The organism is Proteus sp. TSJ240517 (assembly GCF_047921575.1).
Lineage (GTDB): Bacteria > Pseudomonadota > Gammaproteobacteria > Enterobacterales > Enterobacteriaceae > Proteus.
The window spans coordinates 417,494-443,185 of sequence record NZ_JBLRMH010000002.1; the positions used below are offsets into that span (position 1 = coordinate 417,494).

The 25,692-nt window shown below is 38.9% G+C and carries 19 protein-coding genes, 1 other RNA gene and 1 pseudogene; 15 read left to right on the forward strand and 6 right to left on the reverse strand.

Features of this window, described 5'->3' with window-relative positions:
* Nucleotides 1-243: 243 nt before the first annotated feature.
* Both ettA and ACNARN_RS05405 read left to right on the forward strand, forming a co-directional pair.
* On the forward strand, nucleotides 244-1,911 hold the full coding sequence (gene ettA, locus ACNARN_RS05400; protein ID WP_198625961.1) for an energy-dependent translational throttle protein EttA: 1,668 nt from the start codon (nucleotides 244-246) through the stop codon (nucleotides 1,909-1,911).
* 182 nt (nucleotides 1,912-2,093) lie between these two features.
* Entirely contained in the window at nucleotides 2,094-3,047 is a 954-nt protein-coding gene (locus ACNARN_RS05405) for a hypothetical protein (RefSeq protein ID WP_416304220.1), read from the forward strand.
* 218 nt (nucleotides 3,048-3,265) lie between these two features.
* On the opposite strand, the gene ACNARN_RS05410 is transcribed toward ACNARN_RS05405, so the two are convergent.
* Nucleotides 3,266-4,063 (reverse strand): energy transducer TonB, encoded by a 798-nt coding sequence (locus ACNARN_RS05410; protein WP_198625959.1) that lies wholly within the window; start codon nucleotides 4,061-4,063, stop codon nucleotides 3,266-3,268.
* Between the two features lie 171 nt (nucleotides 4,064-4,234).
* Here ACNARN_RS05410 and ACNARN_RS05415 point away from each other — a divergent pair, with 171 nt between their 5' ends.
* The 5 genes from ACNARN_RS05415 to ACNARN_RS05435 all read left to right on the forward strand — a co-directional run bounded on the left by ACNARN_RS05415 (nucleotide 4,235) and on the right by ACNARN_RS05435 (nucleotide 13,213).
* Complete coding sequence (locus ACNARN_RS05415) at nucleotides 4,235-4,783, forward strand: RNA polymerase sigma factor (protein WP_109371879.1); 549 nt, start codon at nucleotides 4,235-4,237, stop codon at nucleotides 4,781-4,783.
* Nucleotides 4,773-5,801, forward strand: a complete 1,029-nt coding sequence (locus tag ACNARN_RS05420) for a FecR family protein (RefSeq protein ID WP_232797545.1) — start codon at nucleotides 4,773-4,775, stop codon at nucleotides 5,799-5,801. The genes ACNARN_RS05415 and ACNARN_RS05420 overlap by 11 nt, the downstream gene beginning before the upstream one ends.
* A 103-nt stretch (nucleotides 5,802-5,904) precedes the next feature.
* Nucleotides 5,905-8,652 (forward strand): TonB-dependent receptor, encoded by a 2,748-nt coding sequence (locus ACNARN_RS05425; RefSeq protein WP_349442715.1) that lies wholly within the window; start codon nucleotides 5,905-5,907, stop codon nucleotides 8,650-8,652.
* Nucleotides 8,653-8,715: 63 nt separating this feature from the next.
* Nucleotides 8,716-10,425: an ABC transporter ATP-binding protein/permease gene (locus ACNARN_RS05430; protein ID WP_416304221.1), complete on the forward strand. Its 1,710-nt coding sequence runs from the start codon at nucleotides 8,716-8,718 to the stop codon at nucleotides 10,423-10,425.
* Entirely contained in the window at nucleotides 10,415-13,213 is a 2,799-nt protein-coding gene (locus ACNARN_RS05435; RefSeq protein WP_416304222.1) for a M16 family metallopeptidase, read from the forward strand. Before ACNARN_RS05430 ends, ACNARN_RS05435 begins: the two co-directional genes overlap by 11 nt.
* 139 nt (nucleotides 13,214-13,352) lie before the next feature.
* Here the strand turns inward: ACNARN_RS05435 and ACNARN_RS05440 are convergent.
* A pseudogene (locus ACNARN_RS05440) lies at nucleotides 13,353-13,768 on the reverse strand (DoxX family protein).
* Between the two features lie 270 nt (nucleotides 13,769-14,038).
* On the opposite strand from ACNARN_RS05440, the gene ACNARN_RS05445 reads away from it, so the two are divergent.
* On the forward strand, nucleotides 14,039-16,057 hold the full coding sequence (locus ACNARN_RS05445; RefSeq protein ID WP_416304223.1) for an FAD-dependent oxidoreductase: 2,019 nt from the start codon (nucleotides 14,039-14,041) through the stop codon (nucleotides 16,055-16,057).
* 105 nt (nucleotides 16,058-16,162) lie between these two features.
* On the opposite strand, the gene sstT is transcribed toward ACNARN_RS05445, so the two are convergent.
* Complete coding sequence (gene sstT / locus ACNARN_RS05450) at nucleotides 16,163-17,416, reverse strand: serine/threonine transporter SstT (RefSeq protein WP_416304224.1); 1,254 nt, start codon at nucleotides 17,414-17,416, stop codon at nucleotides 16,163-16,165.
* 713 nt (nucleotides 17,417-18,129) lie between these two features.
* Between sstT and ACNARN_RS05455 the strand changes: the two genes are divergently transcribed.
* From ACNARN_RS05455 to ACNARN_RS05475, 5 genes are all read left to right on the forward strand, one after another.
* Nucleotides 18,130-18,789 carry a DedA family protein gene (locus ACNARN_RS05455; RefSeq protein WP_109371893.1) on the forward strand — a complete coding sequence of 220 codons (660 nt, stop codon included), beginning with the start codon at nucleotides 18,130-18,132 and terminating at the stop codon, nucleotides 18,787-18,789.
* A 267-nt stretch (nucleotides 18,790-19,056) separates the two neighbouring features.
* Entirely contained in the window at nucleotides 19,057-19,362 is a 306-nt protein-coding gene (locus ACNARN_RS05460) for a DUF883 family protein (protein ID WP_098941181.1), read from the forward strand.
* Nucleotides 19,363-19,368: 6 nt separating this feature from the next.
* Entirely contained in the window at nucleotides 19,369-19,779 is a 411-nt protein-coding gene (locus ACNARN_RS05465) for a phage holin family protein (RefSeq protein WP_160229968.1), read from the forward strand.
* The gene (locus tag ACNARN_RS05470; protein ID WP_232797544.1) at nucleotides 19,760-20,065 is read left to right on the forward strand and encodes a YqjK-like family protein; all 306 of its coding nucleotides are present in this window, start codon (nucleotides 19,760-19,762) and stop codon (nucleotides 20,063-20,065) included. The genes ACNARN_RS05465 and ACNARN_RS05470 overlap by 20 nt, the downstream gene beginning before the upstream one ends.
* Nucleotides 20,066-20,248: 183 nt before the next feature.
* Nucleotides 20,249-20,641: a DoxX family protein gene (locus ACNARN_RS05475; protein ID WP_023580968.1), complete on the forward strand. Its 393-nt coding sequence runs from the start codon at nucleotides 20,249-20,251 to the stop codon at nucleotides 20,639-20,641.
* Between the two features lie 85 nt (nucleotides 20,642-20,726).
* Here the strand turns inward: ACNARN_RS05475 and ACNARN_RS05480 are convergent, their stop codons facing one another.
* Entirely contained in the window at nucleotides 20,727-21,629 is a 903-nt protein-coding gene (locus tag ACNARN_RS05480) for a LysR family transcriptional regulator (protein WP_023582840.1), read from the reverse strand.
* Between the two features lie 113 nt (nucleotides 21,630-21,742).
* Here ACNARN_RS05480 and ACNARN_RS05485 point away from each other — a divergent pair, with 113 nt between their 5' ends.
* A complete protein-coding gene (locus tag ACNARN_RS05485; RefSeq protein ID WP_416304225.1) occupies nucleotides 21,743-22,447 on the forward strand; it encodes a pirin family protein in 705 nt (234 codons plus the stop codon).
* Nucleotides 22,448-22,514: 67 nt separating this feature from the next.
* On the opposite strand, the gene rnpB is transcribed toward ACNARN_RS05485, so the two are convergent.
* Both rnpB and rsmI read right to left on the reverse strand, forming a co-directional pair.
* Nucleotides 22,515-22,890, reverse strand: an RNA gene (gene rnpB / locus ACNARN_RS05490) — RNase P RNA component class A.
* Between the two features lie 60 nt (nucleotides 22,891-22,950).
* Nucleotides 22,951-23,829, reverse strand: coding sequence for a 16S rRNA (cytidine(1402)-2'-O)-methyltransferase (rsmI, locus tag ACNARN_RS05495; protein WP_023582842.1), 879 nt, complete (start codon nucleotides 23,827-23,829; stop codon nucleotides 22,951-22,953).
* Nucleotides 23,830-23,890: 61 nt separating this feature from the next.
* On the opposite strand from rsmI, the gene ACNARN_RS05500 reads away from it, so the two are divergent.
* Entirely contained in the window at nucleotides 23,891-25,648 is a 1,758-nt protein-coding gene (locus ACNARN_RS05500; protein WP_198625955.1) for a penicillin-binding protein activator, read from the forward strand.
* Nucleotides 25,649-25,692 lie beyond the last annotated feature (44 nt).

Genomic DNA, 25,692 nt, shown 5'->3' on the forward strand with positions numbered 1-25,692 from the left:
CTTTACTTTCAGAGGAAGTACGAAAGGTGGATAAAAACCTCTCTTTTGACTAAGGTTTTCTTTTATAAATCGGGTATACTGGCGACTTTCATCATTTTCGGGTCTTTGGCAAAATACTGGCATTGACTTTGCTATTGTTCATTTTGGTACCATAAACACGCGGCTTAATCACAAAAAATTTGTTTTTAGCGCAAAAAGTGGCACCTCAGATAAAATCTCTTTTATAATCAAAGGGTAATTATAGTGGCTCAATACGTTTATAGTATGTTGCGTGTCGGGAAAATTGTCCCACCTAAGCGACATATCCTTAAAAACATTTCACTCAGCTTCTTCCCGGGCGCGAAAATTGGTGTGCTTGGTCTTAATGGTGCTGGTAAATCAACATTACTACGCATCATGGCAGGTATTGATACTGATATCGAAGGTGAAGCACGTCCACAACCAGGTATTAAAATTGGTTACTTACCACAAGAACCAAAATTAAACCCAGAACATACAGTACGTGAAGCCGTTGAAGAAGCCGTCAGCGAACTGAAAAACGCATTAAACCGCCTTGATGAAGTTTATGCGGCTTATGCCGATCCTGATGCTGATTTCGATAAATTAGCAAAAGAACAAGGTCAGTTAGAAGCGATTATTCAATCTCATGATGGCCATAACCTTGAAAATCAATTAGAGCGTGCAGCAGAAGCGCTACGTTTACCTGAATGGGACGCAAAAATTGAGAAACTTTCAGGGGGTGAACGTCGCCGTGTTGCTATCTGTCGTCTCCTGTTAGAAAAACCAGATATGCTGTTATTAGATGAACCAACTAACCACTTGGATGCAGAATCTGTGGCTTGGTTAGAGCGCTTCTTACATGATTATGAAGGTACTGTTGTGGCGATCACCCACGACCGTTACTTCCTTGATAACGTAGCGGGTTGGATCTTAGAACTTGACCGTGGTGAAGGTATTCCATGGGAAGGTAACTACTCTTCATGGTTAGAGCAAAAAGACGCGCGCCTTGAGCAAGAAGCGGCAACTGAAGCGGCTCGTCATAAATCTATTCAGAAAGAACTTGAGTGGATCCGCCAAAATCCTAAAGGTCGCCAAGCAAAAGGCAAGGCACGTCTTGCTCGCTTTGAAGAACTTAACAGCGTTGATTATCAAAAACGTAATGAGACCAGTGAACTCTTTATTCCACCTGGACCACGTTTAGGGGATAAAGTGTTAGAAATTAATAATCTAACAAAATCTTATGGTGATCGCGTTCTGATTGATGATTTAAGCTTCTCTATTCCTAAAGGGGCGATTGTCGGTATTATCGGCCCTAACGGTGCAGGTAAATCAACACTATTTCGTATGATCTCGGGTCAAGAACAACCAGACTCAGGTACACTCACTTTAGGTGATACTGTTAAACTGGCATCTGTTGATCAGTTCCGTGACAGCATGGACGACAGTAAAACTGTTTGGGAAGAAGTTTCAGGTGGCCAAGACATTATGCGTATTGGCAACTTTGAGATCCCAAGCCGTGCCTATGTTGGTCGTTTTAACTTTAAAGGTATTGACCAAGGTAAACGTGTTGGCGAACTTTCTGGTGGTGAGCGTGGTCGTTTACACCTTGCGAAGCTGCTACAAGTTGGCGGTAACATGTTGCTGCTCGATGAACCAACTAACGACCTCGACGTTGAAACTTTACGTGCATTAGAAAACGCCCTATTAGAGTTCCCAGGTTGTGCAATGGTTATCTCGCATGACCGCTGGTTCCTTGACCGTATTGCCACGCATATCATCGATTATCAAGATGAAGGTAAAGTGGAATTCTTCGAAGGTAACTTTACTGAATATGAAGAATACAAAAAACGTACATTAGGCAACGACGCTATTCAGCCTCGTCGCATGAAATACAAACGTATGACAAAATAGTTTTAATTATTTTCCTTACGACTAAAAATAAAAGCAGAGATTATTCTCTGCTTTTTTATATTTAATTAGTTTGAAATTTAATAAATATATTTAAAGTTTAAAATAGAAAAAATAAAGTCACATTAATCTAAAATAATCCCGAAAACACAGATATATCTCACTATTACTTAACGGATTATATTATGATAAGAATTAATTATTTTGAATTTTATAATTATCGGACTGAAATATTATTAGGTCATGTTATTCTAAATGGTATAAATGAAATTATCACTCCACTATTTAGAGATAACATTGATAAAGAAAATTTCTATCCTGTTTTTATCACAAAATCATTTATCGGTAGAAAAGAACACAGATGGGAAATAAAAAGTTCAAAAATTCAAACTCTATCTGAGAACAATATTATTATAAATATTTGGCTATCTCCAAGAAATGTTTCAGATGATATTTATTTATCTCAAACATTAAAAAATAAAAATTATAAAAGTGCTAAATCAATATTATATCTTGGTAAAATTATTATTGTTGAATTTGGACATATCTTCTCATGTGTCACTTTGGATGCCAGTATAAAAACAAATAAACGCTATCCTGATAATATTCAACAGGGTGAAATGCATAAGAGAAGGCCTGCGATTGTCGTAAAAGCAGATGACAGAGGAGTTAAAGTCATTCCACTCACATCAAAAAAGCCTCATGACTTAGCCGTTAATTCCTCTATTTTTAAATTATCAGATGAATCAATAAAACACATTGGTGATCTTGCTAAAAAAGAAACTTATGCTTTATGTGATATGATCCAAACTATTTGTGTAACGCGAATACTTCCTCCTTTATTTAAATTAAAAGGATACAATCAATATTATAGAAATGAGGATTATCGAGCTTCACTTTGTCGTAGAGATAAAAAATTATTAGATAAAGGGCTACTATCATCAATATCAAAAAATAAATTATATACAGAAATTGAAGAATTAAGAAAAACAAATAAAAATTTAGAATCAGAGTTATATTCTTTAAAAAATGACTTATTGATATTAAAAGAAATGTATATGTATACCCATGAAAGCAATGCATTATATATTGATGAGGTTGATAATGAGATTTTATTATACAAAAACTCTATTGAATAATTATATTGCTGTTATATTTTCACTATGATACTCTTATTTCGTTGGTGGGGACAAAAGAGGCGGCAATCTTCCCCGCGACGCTGAAAAATTGCGATGCCGACGAACACAAAGATTAAAACTAGAAAACCACCTTACGGTGGTTTTTTAGTTTCTGTTTCTTTAAATTATTTATTTTTAATAGTTAGTTTATTATGTAGTAAATAATTATAAATAATAACTTAGCTCTCTTGCCTATAATCAAACGTTAAAGGCGCAGTAAATGAAATATTACCATTTACTAAACGATAGCTTTCAGGCGCTGGAAATGGCGAAGCACGTTTAATCGTATTTAACGCTTCTCTATCAAGAATACGATTACCTGATGATGTTTCTACTTTCGCGTCTAATAACTCACCTTTTGCATTTAACACAATAGAAACTTGTGTCACGCCCGTTGCTTTAAAGCGCAATGCTGTGCGTGGGTAGCGTTTATAGGCATTAATATGGCTATGAACTAAGCTTTCCCAGCCCATTTGCCCACTCACAGAAGAAGTAGATAAACTATTAAATTGAGCACTACTACTTGTATTAGAACCAGAAATAGGTGCGCTTGTTACATCTGATGGTGCTTCTGAGACAGGAAGATCATCAGGTACTTTCACCGCAACAGGTTTTGGTTTCACCACTGGTTTTACTTTTGGCTTTTCTGGAATACGCTCATAAGTACCTTGTTCTACTACAGGCATTTTAGGTAAATCTAACACTTCTTTGATAGGTTCTGGCTCTACCTCTGCGGGTTCAGGAACAGACATCACTTTTTCAGGCCCAACAGGAACTTCTTTTGTTTCTGCCTGTGCTAATTGATAGATACCAAGATCCATTGTCATCGCTGGTGGTAAAACACCATGGCGTTCATCTTTAGATGTTATCCAGCCAATAGCGACAACAGCTAACGTTGCATGAAATAAAATACTGGCGGTTAATCCACCAATAGAAAATGATCCACGGCGTGAAAAAGTCGCCGACATACTACTCATAATTCTTGCCTCTGATTTTCTTTCTTGTGAATTATAGGCATAATACAAACACAAATGATATTGCTTATTATTAATAATACAATAAAAAATTAGCTTGATAATTATCATAACTTGTTCGCATGAGAAGCAGTAAGAGCTTATTATTTCACTCTTTTTTAGACACCAGAGATTATGGCTAGCGATAAATCATTGGCACAAAAAATTAGTTGTGCCTATCAATCAACCTATGGACAACTTGTGCGTTTTTTCCACAAACGTACGGGTAATTACCATGATGCAGATGATTTGTCTCAAGATGTGTTTACACTATGGCTAAACAGAAAAGAACAAACACCTGTGCAAGAACAGCGTGCTTTTCTGTTTAAAATAGCGAACCACGTTTTGATTGACCATTGGAGAAAAAATCAAAAGCAAAAAGATATCTATCAGGATGATTGTGAATTAGATGACGCCGCTCAAAGTTATACCACGGAGCTTGATCCGGGGTATGTCGTTGAGCATCAACAGCGTTTAGATCTACTTAGCGAAGCAATTGAAACATTACCTCCACGCCGTCGAGAAGCATTTGTTCTTTATCGTTTTGATGGACTATCACAAAGCGAAATTGCAGAGCAAATGGAAATCTCAATCAGTATGGTGGAAAAACATATTGCCGCTGCCCTATTACATTGCAAAAGATATGTCGATGCAGGACAGGAGAAATGCTCGAATGATGAGTAAGCCGGAAAAAAATATACCGGAAATAAAACCTCACACAGATGAGGAGCTAGACTCCCTTTTTTTGGAGACTAATGATGAATTACTCAATGGATCGACTGATGAGCAAGCAGCCCTTTGGTTCACCCGACAATATAGCCAAAGGATGACACCTCAGCAACGTCAAGCGTTTAAAGTGTGGATAGAAAATGATGTAAATCGGCAAGCGTATCAAGATATTGCTGGGATCTGGCGTCAATGCGATGCATTACCACGACCAACAATCGCCACCGTTGAAAAGAAAAAACGCTCTTTTTGGCGCCCAATGATCCACACCACGGCTACTCTTTGTTTACTCACCGTTTTATATCTTCCTTATAGTCATTTACCTGCATTACTGATGGATAATATGACGCTTGCAACCAGCGATTTACCGAAAGAAATGACCTTAGCTGATGGCTCTAAAGTCTATTTAGACAGAAATACACAGGTAAGAGTGGCTTATGTGCAAGAAGAAAGGCGTTTATGGTTGGATAAAGGACAAGCCTATTTCAAGGTAAAATCAAATCCGTATCGCCCTTTCTATGTGCATGCTGATACCCGATTAATTAAAGTAGTTGGCACTGAATTTGAAGTTAGTCGCTATGATAACAATCAAATTAACGTTGCTGTCCATGAAGGGATCGTTGAAGTAAAAGCAACACCGAAATCTTCGCCAGCCTATTTGTACGCAGGCTCTCAGGCTACAAGCAAATTAGCCAGCGATAGCTTTGTTATCTCTTCGGTCAATATTGATTCCGTGGGAAGTTGGCGTTTTGGTCAACTGCATTTCTTTGAGCGCCCATTGAATGAAGTGATAACCAAGCTCAAACCTTATCTTGATATCAATATTCAAATTTCCTCCCCCGAAATCGCCAAAATGAAAGTCTCAGGGATCGCTAACATAAATGATGCCAAAGACTTTATTACCGCAATTCCACTGATATTGCCGGTTAATGTTGTTTTCACTGATAAAAATAATGCTTTAATTATCAATAAGTAAAAAGAAATATGAAAAATATTCTTTTTTACAGGTGAGGATAATTCTCATTTCACCCTCTTCCCTAGTAACAACAATTATTAAGTTAGTGAATGGGATTGGTGAAATGAGAATGAATAACAAAAAAAAGACCCTTAAGAGGTCTTTACTAGCATTGCTAATAAGTACCACTATTGCCACACCTTGCGCTTATGCATCTACAGTTTCAGTGGCTTTACCAGAGCAGTCTTTAGCTGATTCATTAAGTGCCATTGCAAAACAAGGACAAGTACAAATTTTATTTGATGCAAATTCGGTTAAAAACCTACGTGCTCCAGCACTTTCAGGTCAATTTGAAACCCAAACTGCATTACAAAAAGTCTTAATCGGGAGTGGATTAGAAATTATTCCACAAGGCAGTGGGTTTGTTATTCGTCCCCTTGCAACTGCCAACGCGATCGTTATTCCTGAAGTTAAAGTAACCGGTGTCGGTAGTACATATCATCCAGCTACTGATGTGGTTTCAGCCCCACAATACATCACCTCAGAAGAGATAAAACAGCGTAATACAGGTGATGGAAACGTTACTGACTTACTAAAAAGTAACCCTGCTGTTCAATTTTCCAATAACGACAGCACCTCAATGAATCAGGGTGAAATTAAACCTTCGCGTATCTCTATTCACGGCTCTAGTAGTTATCAAAACTCTTACAAACTTGACGGTGTCAGTTTTAACAACGATTTTGACCCTGCTAATTCAGGTTTAGGTGAAACCAACACACGCATTAGTAGTGATGAACAAGGGATGTACCTTGATAGTCGCTTAATTGATAGCGTCGCAGTTTACGATAACAATATTCCTGTCGAATTCGGCGGATTTACGGGGGGAACGGTTGAAGTACAAAGTCGTCGTTGGTCTGGTGAAACACACGCCAACGCCTATTATCGTACAACACGTTCAAGCTGGAACAATATTTTCACCGATCCAAAACTAAATTTTGATACCGCAAATAACGATTTTAGTAATCCTGCTCGATTCCAGAAAAAATACGATAAACAAAACTTTGGTGGTTGGTTTGAAACAGGCTTAACAGACAACACCGGACTTATTTTCTCTGCATCTCGTCGTGAATCAACGATCCCGATGATGATAAGTGCAGAAGGCGGAATTATTCTGACTCCAGATGGTCAGTTAGAACAAGTTGAGCAAACGCCTCATTATAAAGATCAAACTCGAACATCAGATAACTATTTTATTAAATATTCATGGGATATCTCAGAGAAACAATCTCTTGATTTATCGAGCAATATTGCACGTTATAATAGTTATTTATTCTCAGGTTCTGTCTATAACTCAGGCTATGACAACGAACATAATGGTTTAAGTTTTACCGCACTTTATAAACACCAACTTGATCTTGGTTCATTGGAATTAACGGCGGGTTATCAAAACCTTGAAGATAAGCGTACTAATGATCAAGACTACTTTATCACCATTAAAGATTATACCGATTGGCAAAACCCACAGCAGGTTAGCAGTGGTGGTCAAGGTGATCTGAAAAGTAGACAAGAAACCTATAACGCAAAAAGTATTATGCGATTTAACCCTGTTGAATGGGGTGCCGTGAGTCACCAGCCAACGACAGGATTTGAGATTAGCCGAACTAAAGGCTCTTATATCCGCGACAAAACCTATTACAACTACACCTATACAGGTTCCACATGGGATAATCAGTGGATGGGTTCATTGCAGCAAACAACGCGTTTCTTAGCGGGCACATATGATGCTTCGTATACTAACTACGCTATTTATCTCGACGATAATATCCAATATAAACGCCTCACATTACGTCCTGGTATCCGTTTAGATCGTGATGATTTTGTTCAAAAAAATAATATTTCTCCACGTTTAAGCGGAACTTATGATCTTTGGGGAACAGGTGATACCTTAATTATTGGTGGTGTAAACCGTTATTACGGTCGTTCCATGCTGACTTACGCACTGTATGGCGCACAAAATGCAGGCTTACAGCACTGCTATTTCTCTTGTGATAACAACAATCCAAATGATTGGGAAAACCGTACCGACTTTGAAGGTGTTGATTCTCTCAAAACACCGTATAACGATGAAATTACGTTAGGTTTACAACAAGAAATTGTGTCTACAACTTGGCGTCTGCAATACGTTCATCGTGAAGGTCGTGACGAAGTCCGTAGTGATACAAAATACCCGAATGACAAAGACAAAATAAGAATTCGTCACTTCAATAATAATGGTCGCAGCACTCACGATACCTTAACGCTTTCAGTGAAAAACAGCCAGCCTTGGGAATTAGCCCAAGCAGATCATGTTTTTAATGCTTCTATTAGTTGGCAGAAAAGCAAAACCAATACCCCTAAAGATTCTGGTTACGCCAATTTCGATCCTAGTTCACAAGGAATGAACTATGACAAAGTTTGGTATGACGGAAAAATCATCAATGCCAAAGACTTACCTTCTGGCAATTTTAACTCACCATTAAAAGTCACGGCTGAACTCACCAGTGTTTGGGATGATTGGGATATTACTTGGTATAACCGACTTCAATGGAATGGTGCTCGTTCACAAGCAGAAAAAGTCAATAATGGCGCGCCAAAACCAAGTGAATATGGTCCATTATTTGAATACAAAAAACGTAATTACAGTAGTCGTTTTACTTGGGATACCAAACTGGGTTGGAAACCTGAATTTGCTTATGGTGTCGGTATTTCTGTTGAAGTGAATAATGTCCTTAACACCAAAAATGTGGCTGACTACTTCACTTACCAAGATAAAGATTACAAATCTTATGAACCAGGTCGTCAATTCTGGTTACAAGTCAGCTACGACTATTAATAAATTGACGAAGTTAATGTGAGCAACCTAGTCGATAAACAATAAAAATATGACCAATAAGCAATGAAAACAATAAAACAATTTTTCTATTTAGTTTCACCTTTTTGGGGGCGGCGTGCCGCCCTTTACTGCTGGTTTCTGTTGATTGTCTCATTAACCTTAACCCTGTCATCGGTTTGGTTTAACGTCAAAATGAATGAATGGAATGGCAGTTTCTATAACGCATTACAACAACTTGACGGACAAGCGTTATACAAGCTCCTTCAACAATTTGTCATTATTATTGCGGGATTAATTACTGTGGTAGTAATGGGCGATTTTTTACGCCAAAAAATGGTCATTCGCTGGCGAGAAGGCATGACTGAACAAGTGCTTGATCGCTGGTTATCAAAAAACAGTAAACACTATATGTTAAGACTCACTTCTCAAGAGCCTGATAACCCAGATCAGCGTATTGCAGAAGATATTCGTTTACTGATCGAATCAACAATGCGTTTAACCGTGACATTTTTGCACTCGTTACTCACGCTTATCTCTTTTGCCACCATTCTTTGGTCACTGTCTGGCGCTATCTCTTTCACATTAGGTGGTAGCGAGTGGACAATTCCTGGCTATATGTTCTGGGCTTGTATTGTGTATACCATTATTGGGATCACTATTACGCAGTTTATTGGTTCGCCACTGCGTAAAATTAATATGGATAAACAGCGCAAAGAAGCTGATTACCGTGCTGCTCTCATCACCCGTAAACAACATGGCGATGCAATTGCAGGCCAACGTGGTGAAATCAGTGATCGTAATGAATTAATGGGCCGTTTTTTAGGGGTTATTCATAACTGGAATAACCTTATCCGCTACGAAAGAAATCTTGCATTCTTCACTGTGGGCTACCAACAAGCTACTGCAATGGCGCCAATTATTTTTGCCTTACCTAAATTCCTTGCTGGCGAATTAATGCTAGGGGGATTAATGCAGTTGAGACAAGCATTCTCTAGCGTTGCGGGTGCATTAAGCTGGTTTATTTTCTCCTATAAAGAGATTGCTGCATGGCAAGCAACGGTGACGCGTCTTTACAATTTCGTGGTGCTTTTAGAGCACGATCATGAGCCAGAAGTCACTGATTTAAATGATAAACAGATTAAGTTGAAAGCCAATCTTTCTCTATTTATGCAAGATAACAGCCTGTTAATCCAAGATATTAACTTCTCTGTAAAAGCGGGTGAATTAACCGTTATCGAAGGTTGTTCTGGTTTAGGTAAATCAACACTGCTTAGAGCATTAAGTGGACATTGGCCTTATTTCAAAGGGGAAATTCAACGCTCACCAAATGTATGTTGGATCCCACAACGTATGTATCTGCCTTTTGCGCGTTTAGATAGTTTGCTCGCTTATCCTTATCAGCCTAATCAATTCTCCGCCAAAGAGTACGAAGAAGCGCTTCATTCGGTGGGCTTAGATAAAATAAAAAATCAACTTTCACTGGAAACTGATTGGACAACACGCCTATCAGGTGGTGAGCAACAACGCCTTATTTTTGCCCGTTTATTACTCAATAAACCAGAGCTTATTTTACTAGATGAAACCACATCAGCACTTGATGAACAAAATGCATTAAGCATGTTGAAGTTGCTAAAACAACATCTGCCAACTGCGGGTATTGCCTTAGTCAGCCACCAGCGCTTTACACATGTGATTGCAGATAATGTGCTTTCATTAAAAGCCCCTACCGTATCCTCCTCTCAACCTGCTGGAGCTACCGAATATGTATCGTAATTTACTGATTGTTTCAGTCAGTCTTTCACTTTTAGGGTGTGCTGCAAGCACCCCTAATCAAAATGACAAAAATACGCTATCTCTGCGCCCTGATGTTCGCCATTTTACATTAGATAATGGTTTAGACGTCTACTTACTGCAACGCCAACAAACTGGCGTTGAAATGCGTCTTTTAGTGAAAAGCGGTTCTGTGCAAGAAGATGAAAAGCAACTTGGTTTTTCACACTTTACCGAACATATGGCGTTTAAAGGCACCACACACTTTCCGGGTACAACGGGCTTTAAACAACTTGAAAGCCTAGGCATGAAATTAGGTAGCCACGTTAATGCAGCAACTAGTTTAAATGCAACTACCTATAAATTGTCATTGCCGAATGCAAATCCCATCCAAATTAAAACAGGGCTAAAAATCTTATCAGATTGGGCATTTGAAATGACATTTGACCCTATTGAGTTTGATAAAGAGCGCCCTGTTATTGTTGAAGAATGGCGTTTACGTCAGGGGATTGGTTTTCGAATTAACCGCCAGTTAGAAGAATTGCGTTATTACGGTAGCCGTTATCTGGATCGTGATCCTATTGGTGATTTAGACATCGTTAAATATGGCGATGTAAAAGATGCGAAACGTTATTATGATGCTTGGTATCAACCAGAAAGAATGGCTTTAGTGCTGGTGGGTAACTTTAATCAAGGCGATGCAATCGCAGATATTAAACAACTGTTTAACGCTAAAAATAGCGAGAACAAAGGGATTGACGACCCATCTTGGCACAACTTTATCGATCATAAAGATTTACTCGTTAAGACTATTTTCGATAAAGAACAAGGCTCACGTATTTTGCAATTTACCTTGCAACGTACTTTGCCTGCACCTTTAAATAGCCGCCAAGGTCAATATGAAGACCTAATGGATTCATTATGGCTATCGATTTTAAATCAACGCTTCTCAACTATCGTCGATAATGGCTTGATTGCGTCCATTAGCGCTAATGCGCAAGGCGCAATGTTAGACGCTCGTCGCTCACAGCAATTGATGATTGCGCACCCTAAAGGTAATGATTACCAAGGCGCATTAGATATCTTATTTACCGAAGTTCAACGCCTAGCCTCTGTTCCAGTAACTCAAGAAGAGTTAGATAATGCTCGAAATGCGATGTTAAAACGTCTAAGTCAACAAGCAGCGGGCGAAGAACGTTACGAGCACGATTATTTAGCCAATCAAATTACCACTGCGATCGAATTGGAGATGCCAATTCAAACAAAAAAACAGGCATTAAATTTAAGCTATCAACTCATCAATAAAGTGACACCTGAAACACTTGAACACTATTTTGCTCAATACCTAAAACAAGCATCACCACGAGTGGCGGTTATTGGCCCTGATAGTGATGCCAATGTATTTAGTGCAACTAAAGCGGCACAACGCTGGCAAGAAATTAGACAATCAAATCCAGGTGCATTTACGTTAAAAACACAAGCCGTTGTGTTAGATATCAAACCTGAACAAACAGGCTCCATTGTTTCAACGCAATCACTGCCGATTGAAAAAACACAAGCGTGGACACTGAGCAATAACGTAAAAGTGATTGTGAAAAATGACAGTTATCTTAAAGATAATATTCAAGTTTCACTGCGTATTCCGGGTGGTTCATCCCTTGAAACCAATCAAAGCTTAGGCATGGTGCAATGGGCATTAAAATTACCTGAAGTCAGTGGATATGGTCATTATAACGCTCGCGAATTAGCGTTATTTACCAAACAACACCAAATTAGTTTACGCCCTTACAGTGAACTATTATTCCACGGTTTCCGTGGTGAAGCGCCCATTGATGAATTGGAAACTTTACTCACGTTAATGCACTTAAAAATCACATCACCGCAATTTAATGGCGAGAAATTAGAGCAACAAAAACAAGCGATGGCATTAGGCATTTCAAAAACGCCTGTTGAACGCACGTTCTTAGATAATATCAATAAAGAAAGTTATCAAAATGGCGATCGTTTAGTGGTTTCTCCTCAAGGTGCTTGGAAGCAATTTACTGCCCAACAATTACAGCAAACCAACCAAATGATTTTAGGGCAACCTGCTGATATGACGTTAGTTATCAGTGGTCCCGTGAACCTTAATCAAGTTAAACCGTTAATTGAGCGCTGGATTGCGAGTCTGCCAACACGTTCAGAGCAACGCTTATTTTGGGCAGATCCCGCTATTAATCCTAAACTCACCTCGTTTAGCAAAACATATCCTATTGCAAGTAGTGATAAGAGCATGATTAGCATTCAATATGCAGCGCCAGCTCAATGGTCACAGCAACAAGTATTAGCGCTAAATTTACTCGATACGATGATCAGCCAACGCTTAAGACTTAATCTACGTGAACGTGCTGGAGGAATTTACTCTCTTGGTTTCTCTGAAATGTTAACGAAAGTTCCTACAAGCTACTATACTGGCCGTTTAAACTTTACGGCATCACCTGAGCGTGCAGATGAATTAATTACTCTCGCGCGTAAAGTGGTCAACGAAGTTAAGCAGTCAGGCATTACAGATAAAGAGTTACAAGAGGCTAAAAATATCTGGCTAACTGAAAATTCACAAGTAAATGACAGTGCAAGCTATTGGACAGATGCCCTTGCACAAGTTGCAACTGATGACCAGCAGTATCAGCGTTTACTTACTGACCCTGCCATTATAAAAACATTAAGTGTTAACGATATAAACCAAGTAGCTCGTCAGTGGCTAGGCGAAAATGAAAAAGTATTTAAATTAACGCCACCAAATCAAAAATAAAAACGACTTTAGTTTATAAACGATAATTAACTACGTTGTCGAAAACAAAACGCCCAGTTCAAGATAAAACTGGGCGTTCATTCATCAATTTTAATCAAGTTATAAAGATAATATTCAAATTTATTGATTATTAAATTTATTAATCTTTTTTAACAGCGAAACGACCGCTACCTAAAAACATGACAGCAATTGCCGCAAATAAATAGAAGCCCGCGCTTTCTGGTGCCCATCCCCCTGTTTAGGGTTTAGTGCAAATAAATCACCTGAGTGCACCATCAGTACAGCAACAAACATTGTACCCGCTAAAACCAGCGCTGAAGCACGAGTAAATAAACCAATAATCAATAGAATAGGCGCAACAACTTCTCCAATCACTGTGCCATAAGCAATAAATGCAGGTAGATTAGCATTAGCCAACATTCCCTGAATACCTGCTAATCCACCCGGTTCCATTTTATGAAGTCCATGTAATAACATTAAAACGCCAAGAGAAACACGTAATACCAATTTACCCAAGTCAGAACAGTCAACAAGTTGATTAAATTTATTAATCATAACGTCTCCAAATTCAAAATAGTGAAGTGTGTTTTTAATACGTATTAATAGGTACACTACATTATATGATGAAATATTATGAATGAGTGTGATTTTTATTATCACTATTTGTTCTCATTAACTAATCACTTAGATTATTATTGATTTATAGCCCGCCATTCACCTTTTCCATGATTAAGATCACAACTTATTAACATAATAAACTCTTAATCACTCACTTCTCGTTATGCTAATAGATATCTCATCTGACCAGTATAAAAAGGGTATCTGATGGCACATTATTCTCATCTATTTTCGCCTCTTGATTTAGGGTTTACCGTACTTAAAAACCGTATTCTTATGGGCTCTATGCATACTGGACTTGAAGAAAATCCGAATGATGCCCCAAAACTTGCACAGTTTTATGCCCAAAGAGCCGCGGCAGGTGTTGCACTAATAGTGACTGGAGGGATCTCTCCCAATAAACAAGGCGTGTTATTGCCACACGCTGCAACATTGATGTCTGAAAGCCAACTGGCAACTCATCAACTTGTTACTGATGCGGTTCATCAACAAGACGGTAAAATTGCATTACAGATATTGCATACAGGCCGTTATAGCTACCAACCTAATTTAGTTGCACCTTCAGCTATTCAATCGCCAATCACCCCGTTTATGCCAAAAGCCATGAGTCATGAACAAATCGAACAAACCATCAATGATTACATTCATTGTGCTCAATTGGCTCAAAAGGCAGGTTATGATGGTGTTGAGATAATGGGATCGGAAGGCTATTTAATTAATCAGTTTTTAGTCAGACAGACTAATCAGCGAGACGATCAGTGGGGAGGAAATATCGAAAATCGTTGTCGCTTTGCTTTACGTATTCTTGAAGGCATTAAGAAAGCCGTGGGTGAGGCGTTTATTATTATTTACCGCCTTTCTATGTTGGATTTAATCAAAGATGGCGCAGAGGCATCAGAGGTACTTTATCTTGCCAAAGCCATTGAAAAAGCGGGCGCTACAATGATTAATACAGGGATCGGTTGGCATGAAGCGCGAATTCCGACCATTGCCACGATGGTACCAAGAGGCCAATTTGCGAATGTCACACGCGAATTAATGGGAAAGGTGAATATCCCACTGATTACATCAAACCGAATTAACACACCACAAACCGCAGAAGCTATTTTAGCTGAAGGCTGTGCTGATATGGTTTCAATGGCTCGCCCTTTCCTTGCTGATCCTGAGTTTGTGCTTAAAGCACAACAGGGGCGCGAAGATGAAATCAATACTTGTATTGCTTGCAATCAGGCATGCCTTGATGAAATATTTTCAGGTCAAACTTCCTCTTGCTTAGTTAATCCCTTTGCTTGTCAAGAAACCGAACTTCTGGTTATTCCAACTCAACAACCTAAAAAACTGGCTGTTGTTGGTGCGGGACCCGCGGGATTATCTTTTGCGGTAACCGCCGCGAAACGAGGCCATCATGTCACACTGTTTGAAAAAGAAGATGTGATTGGTGGTCAACTTAATATCGCCAGTCAAATTCCGGGGAAAGAAGAATTTCAAGAGACATTACGTTACTTCAAACGACAATTACAACTCACGGGAGTCATTGTTAAAAATAATACCGAAGCCACTCCTGAACATCTTGAAAACTTTGATGAGGTGATTTTAGCAAGTGGCGTTAAACCTCATATTCCTGAGATTGAAGGACTTGATGATCCCATTGTGAAATCTTATCTCGACGTTCTTAAATACCACCAGCCAGTAGGTAAAAATGTCGTGATCATGGGGAGTGGCGGAATTGGCTTTGATACCAGCCTTTATCTCACGCAAAAAGGGCAATGTAGTAGCCTAAGTCCTTGCGCCTTTAATAAAGAGTGGGGTATTGATCCGACACTTTCTTATCGTGGTGGCATAAAACCCGCAAATCATTCAAAAGACGATACTAAACACATTGTTATGACACAGCGTAAAGCAGGGAAAATAGGCTTAAGCTTAGGTAAAACAACGGGATGGATACATCGTTTAACGCTAGAGAAAAAAGGCGTTAAATTTTTAACCCATTGCAACTATCAAAGGATCACACCAGAAGGTCTCATTATTGAACAGGATGGAAAGCAACAGCTTATCCCTGCTGATAATATTATATTGTGTACAGGGCAACGTGCTTATCACCCATTACTTACGCCTTTAGAAAAAGAAAACAAAACAGTTCATCTTATTGGTGGAGCAAAAGATGCCAGTGCATTAGATGCAAAACGCGCTATTAGGCAAGGCACAGAACTCGCCCTTGAAATTTAATCAATTAAAGTTAGCAAGACAAAAAGAAACCCCACAAAATGTGGGGTTCTATTTTTTTATTAATTATTATTTTTACTACTCTTCCTGTCTTACTACTTACCCTTTTTACCCATTATTTTTTTCAGTTAATGGATTTTCTGAAATACGATTATCTTCAGCGATACAAACTGTTGCAGTAAACAGAACATCAGTTGATGAGTTCAGTGCGGTTTCAGCTGAATCTTGTAACACTCCGATCATCACGCCCACAGCAACCACTTGCATAGCGATATCATTGCTAATACCAAACATGCTACAAGCCAGTGGAATTAACAGTAAAGAACCACCTGCAACACCTGATGCACCACACGCACAAATCGCAGCAACAAGACTTAACAATAACGCAGTTGGAATATCGACTGGCATACCCAGTGTATTAACCGCAGCTAATGTCAAAATAGTGATAGTGATTGCAGCACCACCCATATTAATGGTTGCACCTAATGGAATTGAAACAGAATAAGTATCTTCGTTTAAATTCATACGACGACACATTGCCATATTCACTGGAATATTTGCAGCTGAGCTACGTGTAAAGAAGGCAGTTACACCACTTTCACGCAAACATGCCCACACTAATGGATATGGATTACTGCGGATTTTCCAAAATACGATCAGTGGATTCACGATTAAAGCAACGAACAACATACAGCCAATCAATACAGCAAGAACTTGTAAGTAACCTGCTAAGACTTCAAAGCCAGTTGTTGCAATCGTTGATGACACTAAGCCGAAAATACCGATAGGCGCTAAACGAATAACAACACGCACTAAGTTAGTTACTGCGTCAGCTAAATCTTGCGTTAAGGCTTTAGTAGTATCACTTGCGTGGCGTAATGCTAAACCAAGCCCGATAGACCACGCTAAAATGCCCATATAGTTACCATTGATAAGCGCATCAACAGGGTTTGCAACCACATTAATTAATACGCCTTTAAGAACTTCAGCAATATTTTCAGGTGGTGACAATTGTGATTCGTTAACAACTAGCGTTAAAACTGATGGGAACATAAAGCTGGCAACAACTGCGGTTAACGCAGCAAAGAACGTTGCTAACAGATATAAAATTAATACAGGACGAATATTAGATTTTTGCCCTTGACGGTGGTTTGCAATTGAAGCCATAACCAGCACCCAAACTAAGATAGGGGCAACAGCTTTTAATGCACTAATAAACAGAGTACCTAACAGGCTCATCATTTTGGCAGCTTCTGGCGCTAACCAAGCAAGTAAGATCCCTGCGACTAATCCCACGAGAATTTGTTTAACGAGACTTCCCTGAAAGAACAGGCTGAAGACTCTGGATTGTTGTTTATCCATAGCTATTCCATTACTTAAAATAATATTTAAAAAAGGCATTTTTGAGTGTTTGCAATGCCAGTATAAGGAATTGAATCGCGCTGAAAAGCTGATTATGCAAAATATACAGCATTAACCATTTTTGTTAACAATAAAATAACATAACTGTGATCATAATAGGATTTTGTTCTTTTTAATAGACCAACATGAAATGAAAGAAATTATTATTATCAGTAAGTTATACCTAGTCACCTTACTTATTTTTTATTTTGTTTCTCTTCTTTTAGATTTTCTTAATCAATTAATAGTCTTTTTTATTAACATTATCACTAACAATTATTCTCTCTAGCCCTTCTTGATTTGAATAAATAATAAACAAGATAATGCTTTATTTTTGCACAATTAATATTAAAAACTTATCTTTTATGAACGCTATAAAATAGAGAACACCTCTTGGTATTATCCCTCATCTTAAGCTTTTCTTTTTTAAAAGCGCCTATTCTGAACTCAAAAAGAGATTAGATGTCTATTTTTCGAGATCCAATATCCATGTATAAATAGTGTCGTCATCCAGTTAAAAAATTTTCTGTCTAGTTTTTCATGATTTTGTTAGAGTGTTGCTGTTTTAAACAATGAAAAATAGACCCTATGAAGTAGAAAACGGGTAAATAGATTACAACACCTATTGATTCTATATTTACCCCCAAATGACTCAGTTTTAGGAAGCCTTTTATATGGAAATCGTAAGAGAGCTATTCTTGGCGCTATGGCACCAAGATTACGAAACCTTAGCTAATCCTTCATTAATATGGATTATCTACATTTTATTATTCACCATACTATTCCTAGAAAACGGAGTATTGCCCGCAGCTTTCTTACCAGGAGATAGCTTATTAATTTTAGTGGGCGTGTTAATTGCTAAAGATACAATGGATTTTCCATTAACCTTACTTATTTTGACTGCAGGCGCGAGCCTAGGCTGTTGGTTGGGCTATCTTCAAGGGCGATGGCTTGGAAATACTAAATTAGTACGCAGTTGGCTATCGCATCTGCCAGAACATTACCACCAACGTGCTCATGGGCTTTTTCATCGTCATGGCTTAGCCGCACTGTTAATTGGACGTTTTTTAGCCTTCGTAAGAACACTGTTGCCAACAATTGCAGGTCTTGCTGGATTAAACAACACGCGCTTTCAAATCTTCAATTGGTTAAGTGGGCTTTTATGGGTTGGTATACTGACCACGTTAGGTTACTTATTAGGTAATAGCCCGCTCTTTCGCCAATATGAACACCATTTAATGAATATCCTTATGCTATTACCAGTTTGCCTATTAGTTATGGGATTAATTGGTAGTATCTGGGTTGTGATTAAAAAGAAAAAGAAAGTGAGCTAAAGCGCTGCTTTTTCTAATAATATCAAGATATTCTGAATACAAAATAGAGTCATAAAACTCATACTTAAAGCCTGTTTCAGATAACTGAACAGGCTTTTATTTTATGGGTGACCTCTTCTTTTTTTATCTCAAGCAATACAGTAAATATTCCCGTTTAATTAAGACTTTTCTCTTTTTTACCTCATTACATCAATATTTAATTTTATTAAGAGATAAAATTGGTCTATGGTTATAAGTATTAACCTGTCACTATTAAAGGAGTTAATTATGTCTCATCAACGTTCAAATGAAGATCTGCGTAGTGAATTGAAATCTCTTGCTGATACTCTAGAAGAAGTGCTGAACTCCTCTGCTGATAAATCCAAAGAAGAAATCCAAAGCTTACGCGCAAAAGCTGAATCGGCAATCAAAGGTTCTCGTGCAAAATTGAGCGATGCCGGTCGTGAAATTGTCGATAACACCAAAGAAATTGCAGGCAAAGCAGACAACTATGTTCGTGAAAATCCGTGGACAGGTGTCGGCATTGGTGCTGCAGTTGGTGTTGTTCTTGGTGTTCTTCTAGCTAAACGCTAATCACCCATGAGTGATACGCAAAGACCACAGGGCCCCGCATCTGGGGTTCTGAATTCTCTCAGTAAGATTGGCGCTATCATGATAGGCATGGTTGAAACACGCCTAAACTTGATTGCCGTTGAGCTAGAAGAAGAAAAAACCACGCTTATCCAGCTTATTTTAATGGCTGGTGTTACTTTGTTGCTCACCGCTTTTGGCTTAATGAGCCTACTTATTCTGATTTTTTGGGTTATTCCACCTGAATATCGAGTCCATGCTTTAGCCATCACAACCGCTACTTTACTTTTTTGTGCACTGATTGGTGCCATCATGACATTAAGAAAAGCGCGAAATTCCACCTTGTTAGGCGATACTCGCCAGCAATTGGAATTAGATAAACGTCTTTTGGAGCAATATCATGATGAACAAACAAAATAAGCAGGCGATCCTCGCAAGACGTAAAAAGCTGTTGTTGAATAAAATTCAGCAACAGCGCTCTGATTTAGGGCAAAGCACGCAAACTTGGCTTGATGTGACTGAGCCTTATGATAAAGCATGGAGAATTATCATTTCGTTAAAACCCGCGCTTTTAGTGGGTGCCAGTTTTATTTCTCTTTACAGCATTAAACATCCTAAAAAAATCATACGATTAGGACAACGTGCTATCGGTGCAATTGGTTTAATTCGTACAATCCAAAAGTCCTTCAAAAAAACCTCAGATTGAACATCAATTTTTTTGTCTAAGAATGTTAATTCTTCTTAATATCCTCTTTACTCAACTCACATTATTATATATCTCACAACGTAGCCGTGGTTATTAAATCTAAAAACAGAAAAATAGCCGACGAAAATACAATACAAATCGATATACATTGCAAATAATAGAGTTTAATTAGGAATAAACATCATGAAAAAATTTGAAGATATTGCGTTATTAATTGCCCGCATTTTAATGCCAATTTTATTTATCAGCGCAGGCTACGGAAAAATTGGTGGTTACGAAGGTACACAGCAATATATGCAAGCAATGGGTGTTCCAGGTTTCTTATTACCACTGACTATTTTATTAGAATTAGGCGGTGGATTAGCAATCTTATTTGGTTTCTTAACTCGCACAACAGCAATCTTTACCGCGGTATTTACTCTTCTAACCGCACTACTGTTCCATAGTAATTTTGCTGAAGGCATGAACCAATTAATGTTTATGAAAAATATGACAATCGCAGGTGGATATTTATTACTGGTTATCACTGGTCCAGGTAAATGGAGCTTAGATCGTATTTTCAATAAAAATTGGTAATAACGAATTTAGAAACAAAAAAGATCCTCTAGGGGATCTTTTTTTGTTTTAAGCATAAAATCTAAAGATTATCTGAGCTTCAAAACTATTTTTTATTGTTCGCAAAGAGTTTAGGTATTTCACGTAAACACCACGATTTTGCTTCGCCCATGCTGTCTCTTCGCCATGCCATAATAATATTATTTTCATGGTGATATTCAGGGCCAACAACACGTAAACGCCCTTCTTTGATATCATCTTCAATTAAATCAATTGGCATCGTCGCCACACCTAAACCCGCAATTAAAGCACGGCGTTTATCTTCAATAGAACTGACCGTTAAACGGCGCTGTTTATCCAATAGCAGCACAGTTAAAACTGGGCGCTCTCTTGCGGTATCTGCAATGGCAATACCACGATATTTTAAGCGAGTTTCTTCGGCTAATGGCTCAGGTTCGTTATGGATGGGATGATCTGGGCTGGCGACATAAACGCTAGTGGTATTGTATAAAGGACGAAAGTTGATTTCTGATGAAGTGCGAAAATGCATATCGGGTGAAATCACAATATCACATTTACCGCTTTCTAAGCTTTCCCAAGCACCTGCTAAGACTTCAGTCACTAAAGAGAGTTGGGTATTGGATTTTTCAGCTAATTTATCAACCAAAGGAAAGAGTCGAGATGCAGGAGTAAGTGCTTCACAAACGATAGTGATATGAGGCTCCCAACCTCTTGCTAAGGCTTCTGCGTCTGACGTTAATTTGTCAGCAGCCTCAAGTAATATGCGTCCTCTATCAAGCAGCATTCTGCCAACATTAGTAAATTTAGTTCTATGGCCAGAACGGTCAAAAAGGACAACGTCTAAATCTTCTTCTAATTTTTGCATGGTATAACTGAGTGCCGATGGAACTCGATTTAGTTCATCAGCTGCAGCTGCAAAACTCCCTCTACGATCAATGGCATCCATCACTCGTAAAGATTCCAACGTAATTGCTTTGTCTTTACTCATTATACTTATCTCTATCAAATAATTTGATTATTGGCACCAGATTAACTTGCTAACAATAGACAGTCCATACCTCTATGATAAATATATTGATAATCTACTCGAAAAATACCGCTATGATAAAATACAGAACAGCACAACAATGTGGTAAAGCGGATTATGGTTGGCTACAAGCTCGCTACACATTTTCCTTTGGCCACTACTTTGACCCTCATTTTTTAGACTATGGCACGCTAAGAGTTCTCAACCAAGAAGTGCTTGCCCCAAATTCTGAATTTAAAGCAAAGACTTATCCTCATGTTGATGTGGTTAACTTGATCCTTCAAGGAGAAGCGACATACCTTGATAATATGGGACGTACAGTGACGGCAAAAGAAAATGAGTGCTTACTTATTTCACCGCATAATACTGATACGTATGTAGAGAAAAACAGTAGCCCTGATACACCGTTAACCCGTATTCAGTTGTGGTTAAATGCGTGCCCACAACAAGAAAGTTTAGCTTCACAAAAATTGGCTTTAGATGAAAACTTAAAATATCAATTGTTAGCTTCACCTACCGGTGATGATGGCTCATTAATATTAAGGCAAACAATTTGGCTTTATCATATTCATTTGCAAGCAGGCGATGAAATTACGCTACCAATAAAAGGACAGAAAGGCTTTTTACAATCCATAAAAGGTGGCACCTATTTGCAAACATCAACACAAGAAAATGGGCAAATTCAGTGTGGTGATGGAGCTTTTATCCAAGAGAGCCACAGTATCACGTTAAAAAGCTCGGCTGAGTTTCGTGGCTTATTTATTGATATTATTTCGTGATAGTTGATTTAGATTGGCTTAAAAACAGAAAACCCTCGAAACACAATGTGAATCGAGGGTTTTTTATGAGGTGAGTTGACCGTTAAGCCGGGTTCTGTCGTGGACAACCATTCATCTAGGCCAGAACTTGCGCGCTGGCTCCAGCAACCTACCCGGGTTCAATGCGGGCCGCACCATAAGAACCCCTATTTGGTCTTGCTCCGGGTGGAGTTTACCATGCCACAAACTGTTACCAGTTGCGCGGTGCGCTCTTACCGCACCCTTTCACCCTTACCTGATCCTGTAAACAGGCCATCGGCGGTTTACTCTCTGCTGCACTTGTCGTAGGCTCGCGCCTCCCAGACGTTATCTGGCACCCTGCCCTGTGGAGCCCGGACTTTCCTCCCCTCTATCCGTCTCCCCCGAAGGGACAACGATAAAGCAGCGGTTGTCTAGTCAACTCAGGGTGCGGATTATAGGGATTTTGGTAGAAAATGTATAGCAAAAGAAGCTAAAAAATCACTTTACTCGTCTTGAGCTTCACCATTTTGCTCAATGACATGTTTATAGAGTGCATTTTTCTTCACGCCATAAATCTCAGCAGTGACTGCTGCCGCTTTTTTCAGTGGTAACTCTTTTTGTAAAATCGCAAGTGTCCGTAATACTTCTGGGGAAAAATCGTCATCAACGGGTTTTTCATAACCTTCAACAATTAATACCATTTCGCCTTTACGACGGTTTTCATCTTCAAGTACCCACTTAAGTAATTCACCAACAGGCATGCCTTGAATAGTTTCCCACGTTTTTGTGAGCTCTCTCGCTAATACTACGTAGCGATCTTCACCCCAAACTGTCACCATATCAGCTAAACTATCTAACAGTCGATGTGTTGATTCATAAAAAATCAATGTACGAGGCTCTTCTGATAATGCGCGTAAACAATCTTGACGACTTTTTGTTTTTGCTGGCAAAAATCCTTCATAACAAAAACGATCAGAAGGAAGCCCTGCCGCAGAAAGTGCCGTAATAGCAGCACAAGCGCCGGGTAATGGCACGACATTGATGCCATTCTTACGACATTGATTGACTAAATGATAGCCAGGATCGTTAATTAATGGTGTACCTGCATCAGAGACTAATGCGATACTTAGCCCCTGTTGTAATTTGCTAATTAATTGATCCGCTTTTTGCTGTTCATTATGATCATGTAACGCATACAAACGTGCGTTAATGGCAAAGTGCTGTAATAGAAGCCCTGTATGACGGGTATCTTCTGCAGCAATTAAATCGACATGAGACAGCACATCAAGTGCCCGCTGGGTGATATCGCCCAGATTACCAATAGGTGTGGGTACTATGTACAGTGTGGATGTCGTTACCGCTGCTCGATTAGGTTGATTCATTGTTTATTCCGAATGACCGATTTAAAATTGAGCATAATTATAAAACATCACTGGGTACAGTATGCTTTCCTCAATTTTTGTGCGTTTTAAAACAGGTTTATCCTATACTGCGATACTCTCTGCGTTGATTATGTCAGGTTGTACCCTGACGGGGCAACAAGAACAACCTCTCACTCCAGCTGCAAAAGCAGAAATGGAGATGAAACAATTTCAAAAAGTGATTGATGACGCTCAAGGGCTAGCATCTTTAGATGTTATTAGAGCCTATATTGGGTTAGAAACATTAATTACTGATCCTCAACTGCATCAGAAAAATATTGATGATACATGGCTCACGCTAACCAAACTCACACCAGAGCAACGCCGTGGCGTTGTTATCAAAGCAGATGAAAATACACTGCAAGGTTGGTTAGATTTACTGAATACCTATGAATACAACAAAGATGATGCTGATAAGCTATCAGCGGCAGTCAGAGAATGGCAGACTCGCTATCCTCGTAATCCAGCGGCATTAACCCTTCCAGCAGCATTATTACGTCTTTCACAACCCTCTGTGAGTACGAGTAGCCAAATCGCATTATTATTACCTTTAACAGGGCAAGCGAAAGTCTTTGGTGAAGCTATTCGCCAAGGTTTCCTTGATGCACAAAGTGGTTTACCGCAACCTCAAGCTATGCCAACAGCACCGCAAGAGCCTAAAAAAGATGACAGCCTTGCATCAATTTTAGAAGAGTTGGGCATCAATAATACAGAGACGCCAGCAACAGATACGGCAAAAGAAACAACCGAAAATACGCAAGCGACTCAAGATCAAGGAAAAGAGAGCTCAACATTTTCTGGTGATACAACATTACGCTTAGATCCTATTGCACAAAACTCACGCCAAGTGATTGTTTATGATACCAATAGCCAGCCTATTGATGTTTTAATGAAAAAAGTGCAGCAAGACGGCGCTAGCTTAATTGTTGGCCCGCTGCTAAAACCTGAAGTCATGAAGACGATAGAGCTTCAAAGTGGTTTACCTGTATTAGCACTCAATGAGTTAGATAATGTGCCTTCTGCAACCACGGTTTGCTTCTTCTCGCTTTCGCCAGAAGATGAAACACGTAATGCGGCACAACATTTACGTCAGCAACAAAAATCAAACCCATTAATTATTGTTCCTGATAATAAATTTGGTCAAAGAATGGCTCAAACATTTGCTGATGAGTGGCAACGCACAGGTGGTGGCACCGTTTTACAACAAACTTTTAGTTCTGTTGATAGCTTAAAAGCCTCTATTAACCGTGGTGTGGGTATTCGTATGACAGGTACGCCTGTTCTACCAACAGCTAATGCACCTTTACCATTAGAGACACAATCTATTCCATCTGCGGGTGGTGCCATTGATTCGGTTTACATCATTGCCACCAGCGATGAATTAACCTTAATTAAGCCAATGATTGATATGGCGATCAGCACCCAAAAACGTCCACCAATTTATGTTAGTTCGCGGAGTAACCAAGGTGGAACAGGCCCTGATTTCCGTATGGAGATGGATGGTATTCAATTTAGTGATATTCCATTGATGGCTGGCGCTAATTTGCCATTAATGCAAAAAGCATCCAGCAAGTTTGCGAACGATTACTCATTAATGCGTCTTTATGCCATGGGAATTGATGCATGGTCATTAGCAAACAATTACAATGATCTGACAAAAGGCACATTACGTTTTAATGGTATTTCAGGTTCATTACGTGTTGAAAACAACTGTACTGTTTATAGAGAACTTCCTTGGATGCAGTTTAAACAAGGTAAAATTGAACCTGTGGTACAGTAATACACATATTTAGTTATCATTAAAATAAACCGCCATAAAGGCGG